Raw genomic sequence first — 6,091 nt, 5'->3', positions numbered from 1 at the left:
CGTGTTGGAAATAGATATATTTCGTGGTTTAGCAGTTTGAATGTACCTGCAATAAAGTGGCCAAATTCATTATGTCACTACAAATGTGAGTTAATTGATTGTGAATCTGAGGCAGGAATACTTAGTGGCGAAATTGTTTGCGCCACTAAGTTAAACACGTTCCAGAAGAAATGGGACTTAGATGTTGTATTGTAAGACTAGTTGACCATAAACCGAACCGCCGTTTGCAACTTGTATGTCGGCTGGTAAATATTGATTCAATTTATCATCAACACTGTAATAACCAATTTCGCTACCAAGCGATAATTTAGGCGTAATACTCTTAAAGATGTTTATACCGTAGTGGCTACGGTCCATCTTTTGAATATCTGATACGCTATGACCGTAAAAAATAGTTGAGCGTAAATCTTCATTGAAGAAATGACGGTATGCAATTGTACCTCCAGTGGTAGTTTCAACTTCACCATAATAAATATCAAATACACCACCGGTTGAAAAATATCGCCCAAGATTACCGTGGGAAAACGTAAAGCGGACATCATTTTTACTACCTACAGCGATTTTCCCTGCAACTGAACCACCAAAAGTAACCTCGTCCTCATTTTCACTTGGCGAAAGTTGGCGGACTAAGCCAGCAAAGCTAATATTCCCCCAGTCACCTTGCAAATTATATCGAGCTATGGCGTCAGGTATTGAATCCTCATCTTTAGATAGACTTTTACCATTAATATCAGTGCCAAAGGTGTTGGGATTTTCAAGTGCAAATTGCCAATTTTCATAGGTATAGCGAACAAGTGATTGACGCACCATGTTCTCGCCAATTAAAGGTCCACCTAGGTTAGCCGTTTCAGGAAATGCTGAAGTGTTAACCATAGTTGACCAAGTTTGGCCGACGGTAAACCCATTGTAATTAATATATGCATGGCGAAGACGTGGGCTGTATGAGTTTGATACATTCCCATTTCCTTGGGAAGATCCAACAAAGTCGATCTCTACAAATCCAGTAATATCACCTTCTTTAAAGCTACCATTTAAACGTGATTCTTGGGCACTGAACTGTGTTTTAGTACTATCTTCGCCAATATTGCCGCTACCAAAGTAATAGTGATCAAATGGCACTTCGCCTGAAGCAATACGACCACTTGCTTTTATGAAGCCCCCAATTTTATATTCGACTGCAATTGAACTTGATGATAAGCAGATTAATGCAACAGAAATAGCGATTTTTTTAATATTCATTCTTTTCACCCGAAAATCTAATAAAGTTTATTAATCAATGCGTGTAATTACATTTCTTTGAACCATGAGCGATGGCATTCGGCACAAAGTGGGGCTTTCTTTTCATGTTCCGCGTGACATGCAATGCAACTAATCGCTGTATCGTAATGGACCGATGCATGTGGATTTGCATGGCTATTTACCAGATTTTTAGGGTCAATTTTTATGGTGTCGATCGTGCCATGACAATCCACGCAAGCTTGATCTGTAGTCGATTTTTTGCCAGAAACGTGACATGATTTACAGGCATTTTTGTCTTTATAAATGAACTGATGGTTTTCTCGACCTAAAGTTTTACCTTTCACTTCAATGAGTTCACTTGCGCTGATAGCACTACATAGTGTTAATGATAAAGCTAATGCTAATAATGATTTGAACATTGTAATTACACCTTATTATCAGAGTTAATGGTTTCAGCAACGATAAAGCCGCCCGCTAAACCTTCTAAGCATGCGCAACTACTTAAACGAGTAGTACCATGTACACCACCTGTTGCTTCTCCAACTGCGTAAAGATTTTTCATCGGTTCTAAATTTTTTGAGCCAATAACACGGCAACCTAAATCAGTTTTAAGGCCTCCCATACAGTAATGAACTTTTGGCCAAATGCGAGAAACAACGAATGGTGGAGCCAAGTGTTTTGCAGTGTCCATGACGCGATCGAATAATGGATCTTTGCGTTCTGCTACATGCTTATTGTGTAAATCAATGCTTTCTTGTAGAGTTTTTGGATCGATATTGAATTTTGTCGCCATTTGTTCAACTGAATCCATTTTCCAAGCCATTTCATCGCGTAATGCACGTACAACACGATCATCATCAGGGTGATCATTATAATTGAAGAAGGCAATTGGATAGGCTGGACTGTTGTCTTCATAGCGATTAGCTAAAATTCTGTCAGAACAGTATTTTCGGTCTGCTCGTTCATTCATAAATCGTTTGCCATTAAGAACGCTGACAACCATACCTTCGTGCCAGGTTATTGATAACAAGGCATTTGACCAACCAAAGCCACCTTCATCAGGGCTACCCCAGTGGCCTGTTTGGATCATATTCATGTGAACAGCAAGAGCACCATGTGACATTGCGGTCAAAGTCACTTCTCCAGTAGCTCCTTTTGCGTTTGTGCAGTCCATCGTAGGGTCAATCGATGGATCTAAAAGCTTACAAAGTTGTTTATTCATGGCAAAGCCGCCTGTTGCAACAACAACACCTTTATTTGCCTTGATGAAAACAATCTCACCAGTAGTGAGGTCTGGATAGCGGAAGTTACGTCTAACTTTTAACCCAATGACTTTATTATTTTCCATAATAAAATCTTCGACATATTGTTGGTTGCGAAGATCGACACCCTCTGATTTAGCAACTTTATACAAGTTTCGAGTGATTTCACCTCCAGTACCATCAACAGTTCTCACTGCTCTGGCAATAGAGTGCCCGCCAACTAGCATGTTGAAGCCTTCACGAAATCGAACTCCTGAGTCAACACATAGGTTGAACGCATCTAAAGCGCGATTAGCGATAGCAGTTAGGTGTTCCTCTGATGCCATGCCTCTGCCAGCTGCAATTTGATCTTGAACCAGAAGAGCTGGTGAATCTTTTACCCCTTCTGATACTTGAATGGGATTGCCTGGTACTGCAAACCAACCACCATTAATTGCAGAGTTGCCACCAAACTGCAGCATTTTTTCAAGTACTAAAACGGATTTTATACCACTTCTTTTAATATTAATTGCGGACGAAAGCCCCCCAAAGCCAGAGCCGATGATAATTATGTCATGGGTTTCATCCCATTTAATTGCAGGACCACAATCATTTGTTGACGCCATCGCAGGAATGGTTGCTGCCACACTTCCTATCGCAACGCCTGCGCCAAATTTTAGAAAACTTCTTCTATCTCGCATATCACAACTCCTTTACGTTAATTTAATTTTAGAATAATTACTGGTAACGTACTTATTTGTGATGTGTATCAATATGTGCGCACTATGAAAAAATTATTCGCGAGGCTCGTCATGAATATATTTTCTTGGATTTTGTTAAATAAGATAAATAATTGAGACACCCAAGATTATTGGCTAAATATTGAGCGATAAACTACGCTTTATTTACGCTTTTAAAATGGTAAATAAAGATGGCCAGACCAAGACAAACTATCGTTAGCCTAGAAGATACGCCTTACTATCACTGTTGTTCGCGTGTGGTACGTAAGGCGTTTTTGTGCGGCTTTGATAAATCAACGGGTGAGAATTTTGAGCATCGGCGCGAGTGGGTTGATTCACGCATTCTAGAGTTAGCGACCGTCTTTGCTATTGATATCTGTGCTTATGCCGTGATGAGTAATCACTTACATGTGGTTATAAAAGTCGATGCTGACAAAGCAAAAAAGTGGTCAGATAAAGAAGTGCTAATTCAATGGCACAAGGGCTTTAAAGGTACGTTACTCACGCACAAATACCTTAAAGAGGAAGACCTTAACCAGTTTGAACTTCAAACGGTTAACGAATGCATTACCGAATACCGTAATCGCTTAATTGATATCAGTTGGTTTATGCGCTCACTCAGTGAGCCTATAGCCAGAATGGCTAACAAAGAAGATAAATGTACCGGAAGATTCTGGGAAGGCAGATTTAAATCTCAGGCTTTGCTTGATGAAGCCGCAGTTTTAGCCTGTATGGCTTATGTCGATTTAAACCCAGTTCGTGCTCAAATGGCCGCAACCCCTGAAAAATCAGATTACACCAGTATTCAGCGCCGTATCAATTCAGCAATGAAAGGCGAGCAACCACCAGAGCTATTACCGTTTGTGGGTAATGAGCGCTTAAACATGCCTAACGGGCTTATGTTCAGCGTGAAAGACTACATCGTCTTAGTTGAAGATACCGGTCGGATAATTCGAGAAGATAAGCGTGGTGCCATTAGCTCAAGTAGCCAGGACATACTGAATAGACTCAACATCCCCGCAGAGAATTGGCTTAAAATCACTACTGAATTTGGTGCATTATTTAAAGGAGCTGTCGGAGCATTACCCGCATTAACTGAATATTGTGAGCATTTAGAGCGAAAGCGACGACAAGGCGCTGCAAATTGTCAGCGCTGGCTGTGCGCTTAAGTCATCATCCTCAATCAAATTACAATTCTTTTAACACTTGATGGTTAACAAGTTTTTCTGATGTGCTAAATTTCTTAGATGACCATAAATCACTCATTTAACGATAATATTTTAGCCATATCGATAAAAATTGATGAGTTGATCACATCGATTGTAACCCTCGCCAAAGCCATGAAAACGAGTTATGTTCTTTGTTCAAGAAATGGGTGGAATTTTGTGTTAGAAATGGGTGGCATTTTTGTGTTCTGTAATGATTTTCGGCAGATTGACGAAATATAAGGTCAAAAATCATTCATAAGTAGTAGGTGTTATTGAAGCAAGGGTTTTGTAAGGTGTTAATTTTTTAATGTTTTTTCAGCAAGCAAGTAGAAAAATAATATTGAAAAACATTTTGCACGCTTTGTTTTGCGATTTTTGAAATAAAAAGTGCTTTACATCAATAAGATAGCAAGTTTAGGATGTTATTAATCAATAACTTGAATGGCCGACATTGAATGATGCGCCGTTCAATAAGCTGTTATAACGATAAGGAGTTTCGGTGCCAACTTTAGCTAAAAAGAATATCCCATTTATCTTTCTTGCAGTTATTTCTGTTTTCTGGGCTTTTTACTATCAAAGCTCTAATGCACTTAATGGATATGGCGTAGAAAAACCAGAATGGCTTTTGCTAATCGATGGTTTAGTTGTTTTACCTATTTTATGCTTTTGGTTTGTTAAAGATAAGAAAGAAGCTGCTATCAAAGCTGTTGCCTACAGTTGTTTAATTATATTACTTGGTAGCTTTGTTATTCCTGAAAGCTCAAAGGTTGTATGGCCTTACCTTGAATCTTTGCGTTATCTTGCTGTTGCGGCGTTTATCGTTTTGGAAATTACCACTATTTTGACAGTCTTTTTTGCAATCAAAGCCTCTCTTACCAAAGATAAAGATCCAGATTTGGCTATATCAAAACCAATTGAAAGAATTCTAGGTAAAGGTGCTATAAGCTCATTGCTCTCTTTTGAGGCTCGAGTTTGGACATATGCATTATTTTCCAAAAAGATAAGGCAGCAAAACTTTGTTGGTGATAGTCATTTTAGCTGTCATAAAAAAGATGGCGCCCAAAGTAATCAATTAGGTTTTATTCTTATTATTTTATTTGAATTACCCGTTATGCATTTGTTGTTACATTTCTTATGGTCGCCGTTTGCGGCCAATTTAACAACAGGCTTAACTCTTCTAGGTTTAGTCTTTTTTATTGCAGAGTATAAAGCGATTGCAATTAGACCTATTTCAATTGTTTCAGACAGTATTATTATAAGGTATGGCATATGGAACCCATTAATAATTGCTTTAACTGAAATTAATCACATACAGCCTAATTCAAATTTTATACGTAGATCAGGTAATGTTAATAGGTTCAATTTGGCTGGTAATCCAAATATAGAAATCAAGCTCAATTCCGGTAAATTAATATACTTAGGCGTAGATTCACCTAATGAGTTTATTTCAACTATAGAAAAGTATCGAGAAAAATCGTTATAATCGGGTAGCCGGAGGTATCTAGCCTCCAGCCCCCACACCACCCTGCATGCGGCTCCGCACAGGGCGGTTCATTTAGAACCCCTAACTAAATTCTCTGGTTAGGGTAATGAACTGCGATCCATCCGTCTCTTAGTGAATATAATCCTGCTTTCTTCAGATACTCATTACTCAGCGCCTGCT

Annotated in this window: 6 protein-coding genes; 3 read left to right on the top strand and 3 right to left on the bottom strand. The window is 38.8% G+C overall.

Features of this window, described 5'->3' with window-relative positions:
• A partial coding sequence (locus NE535_RS18470; RefSeq protein WP_261300021.1) for a hypothetical protein occupies window positions 1–195 on the top strand: 195 nt, incomplete at its 5' end.
• Here the strand turns inward: NE535_RS18470 and NE535_RS18465 are convergent.
• Genes NE535_RS18465 through NE535_RS18455 form a run of 3 tightly spaced genes read right to left on the bottom strand, consistent with a single transcriptional unit; the run spans window position 178 to window position 3,181 of the window.
• Entirely contained in the window at window positions 178–1,239 is a 1,062-nt protein-coding gene (locus tag NE535_RS18465) for a porin (RefSeq protein WP_261300020.1), read from the bottom strand. The two genes, NE535_RS18470 and NE535_RS18465, sit on opposite strands and share 18 nt — an antisense overlap.
• 47 nt (window positions 1,240–1,286) lie before the next feature.
• Window positions 1,287–1,658, bottom strand: a complete 372-nt coding sequence (locus NE535_RS18460; protein ID WP_261300019.1) for a cytochrome c3 family protein — start codon at window positions 1,656–1,658, stop codon at window positions 1,287–1,289.
• 5 nt (window positions 1,659–1,663) lie between these two features.
• On the bottom strand, window positions 1,664–3,181 hold the full coding sequence (locus tag NE535_RS18455) for a flavocytochrome c (RefSeq protein WP_261300018.1): 1,518 nt from the start codon (window positions 3,179–3,181) through the stop codon (window positions 1,664–1,666).
• A gap of 230 nt (window positions 3,182–3,411) precedes the next feature.
• Here NE535_RS18455 and NE535_RS18450 point away from each other — a divergent pair, with 230 nt between their 5' ends.
• Both NE535_RS18450 and NE535_RS18445 read left to right on the top strand, forming a co-directional pair.
• The gene (locus NE535_RS18450; protein WP_261300017.1) at window positions 3,412–4,389 is read left to right on the top strand and encodes a transposase; all 978 of its coding nucleotides are present in this window, start codon (window positions 3,412–3,414) and stop codon (window positions 4,387–4,389) included.
• Window positions 4,390–4,927: 538 nt separating this feature from the next.
• Window positions 4,928–5,911, top strand: coding sequence for a hypothetical protein (locus tag NE535_RS18445; RefSeq protein WP_261300016.1), 984 nt, complete (start codon window positions 4,928–4,930; stop codon window positions 5,909–5,911).
• The last annotated feature ends 180 nt before the right edge of the window (window positions 5,912–6,091 follow it).

It is taken from the genome of Shewanella holmiensis (genome assembly GCF_025370255.1).
Lineage (GTDB): Bacteria > Pseudomonadota > Gammaproteobacteria > Enterobacterales > Shewanellaceae > Shewanella > Shewanella holmiensis.
This window is presented reverse-complemented; position numbering and strand designations above follow the sequence as displayed.

Coding starts and splice junctions, on each gene's coding strand:
- NE535_RS18465 (WP_261300020.1), bottom strand. CDS start 1,239: ATGAATATTAAAAAAATCGCTATTTCTGTTGCATTAATCTGCTTATCA.
- NE535_RS18455 (WP_261300018.1), bottom strand. CDS start 3,181: ATGCGAGATAGAAGAAGTTTTCTAAAATTTGGCGCAGGCGTTGCGATA.
- NE535_RS18450 (WP_261300017.1), top strand. CDS start 3,412: ATGGCCAGACCAAGACAAACTATCGTTAGCCTAGAAGATACGCCTTAC.
- NE535_RS18460 (WP_261300019.1), bottom strand. CDS start 1,658: ATGTTCAAATCATTATTAGCATTAGCTTTATCATTAACACTATGTAGT.